The organism is Mycobacterium sp. 1165178.9, assembly GCF_001673555.1.
In the GTDB taxonomy this organism is placed as follows: Bacteria; Actinomycetota; Actinomycetes; order Mycobacteriales; family Mycobacteriaceae; genus Mycobacterium.
Genome location: NZ_LZMB01000445.1, coordinates 1 through 1,645, shown reverse-complemented (window position 1 = coordinate 1,645; position 1,645 = coordinate 1). Strand labels below are relative to the sequence as shown.

The window sequence follows — 1,645 nt, the reverse complement described above, 5'->3', positions numbered from 1 at the left end:
ACTCGTCGTCAGGCAAGAGGACACCGATAAGGCACCGCACAAGGACGGGTATAAGTGGTTCTACTGGATCATCGCCGGAGTGATGGTGGTGACGTTAATCGCAGTTGTCGCAGTGCATCTCAAGCATCCCGGATGGGAGCCGTGGGTCATCTGGTTGGAGTCGGCGGTGATCCTCGAGTTCGCCTTGTACTGGGCGATCCAGACCTGGGAGCTGTGGAATTCGCCTGACCGCATTGGGCGCCTTCCGGACGACGTCCAGAGGCGACTTGCGGATAAGCGGACGAAGGACAACGGGATTCGTGGATTCAGGTCCGACCCGACCGGCCCACCCGACGAGGGTCCGGGCGGAAGGATGCTGCCGCTTCTGTAGTGCTGGCCTATCGTGCTAACGAAGCGCACCAATCACGCTCTCACGCAAGGGTAATCGTGACCGGCATTGCATTGGTGATGCCCGCAACGCTCACCGAAGCGCGGTAGGCGCTAGGGTCCAGTCATGCCGAACCCCCGCACCCCATGTCTTATCCGCCGATCGATCGCCGTGGCCACGGCCGGGCTGACGATCGCAGCGATCTCGGCGTGCGACCAGCACAACCCGCCGCCACCCGGGGCCAATCCTCGCCAGGTCACAGTCGTGGGTACCGGTCAGGTGCAAGGCGTCCCGGACACCCTGACCGCCGACGTCGGCATCGAATTCGCCGCGGCCGACGTCACCACGGCGATGAACCAAACGAACGATCGTCAGCAGGCGGTCATCAACGCACTCACCGGCGCCGGCCTCGACCGCAAGGACATCAGCACCACGGAGGTCTCGCTGTCGCCCGAATACAACAACCCGGGGCCCAGCGGTACCGCCGCCATCACCGCGTACCGCGCGACCAACGCCATCGCGGTCAAGATCCACCCGACGGATGCCGCGTCGCGCTTGCTCGCCCTCATCGTCGGGACGGGCGGCGACGCCACCCGGATCAAATCCGTCCGCTATTCCATCGCCGACGACTCGCAGCTGGTGAAGGACGCCCGAACGCGGGCGTTCAACGACGCCAAGGGCCGCGCCGAGCAGTACGCCCAGCTGTCCGGGCTGCGGCTGGGCCGCGTGCTGTCCATTTCGGAGGCCACCGGCAACGCCCCGCCGCCGGCCGGCGCGCCGCGGGCCATGCCGTCGATGGTTCCGCTGGAACCCGGCCAGCAAACCGTGAACTTCTCGGTCACCGCCCAGTGGGAATTGGATTGAGCCCGGCTGATCGGGGCGGGGTCTACTGCTGGTAGACCCTGGGGTCCAGGGTTCCGATGTAGGACAGGTCGCGGTAGCGCTCGTCGTAATCGAGGCCATAGCCGACGACGAAGTCGTTGGGGATGTCGAAGCCCACATAGGCGATGTCGACATGGGCGCCCTGCGCGTCGGGTTTGCGCAGCAGGGTGCACACCCGCAGCGAACGCGGGTGGCGCGTTTTGAGATTGCGCAACAGCCAGGACAGGGTGAGGCCCGAGTCGACGACGTCCTCCACTATCAACACGTCGCGGCCCTCGATATCGCGGTCCAGATCCTTGAGAATCCGAACCACGCCGGAGGAGGACGTCGACGACCCGTAGGAGCTGACGGCCATGAACTCGAACTGCGTGGGCAGCGGGATCGCGCGGGCCAGGT

Annotated in this window: 2 protein-coding genes and 1 pseudogene; 2 read left to right on the top strand and 1 reads right to left on the bottom strand. The window is 65.6% G+C overall.

Annotated elements, in window-relative coordinates:
- Both A5652_RS28130 and A5652_RS19070 read left to right on the top strand, forming a co-directional pair.
- A pseudogene (locus tag A5652_RS28130) lies at nucleotides 1–370 on the top strand (hypothetical protein); the annotation flags it as partial.
- Nucleotides 371–493: 123 nt separating this feature from the next.
- The gene (locus tag A5652_RS19070; RefSeq protein WP_067354967.1) at nucleotides 494–1,231 is read left to right on the top strand and encodes an SIMPL domain-containing protein; all 738 of its coding nucleotides are present in this window, start codon (nucleotides 494–496) and stop codon (nucleotides 1,229–1,231) included.
- Nucleotides 1,232–1,253: 22 nt separating this feature from the next.
- On the opposite strand, the gene hpt is transcribed toward A5652_RS19070, so the two are convergent.
- Nucleotides 1,254–1,645 (bottom strand): hypoxanthine phosphoribosyltransferase (gene hpt / locus A5652_RS19065; protein WP_067354965.1); only part of this gene is annotated, 392 nt, incomplete at its 5' end.

Bases quoted from the DNA above. Each gene is read 5' to 3' on its own strand.
- A5652_RS19070 (WP_067354967.1), top strand. From the start codon at position 494: ATGCCGAACCCCCGCACCCCATGTCTTATCCGCCGATCGATCGCCGTG.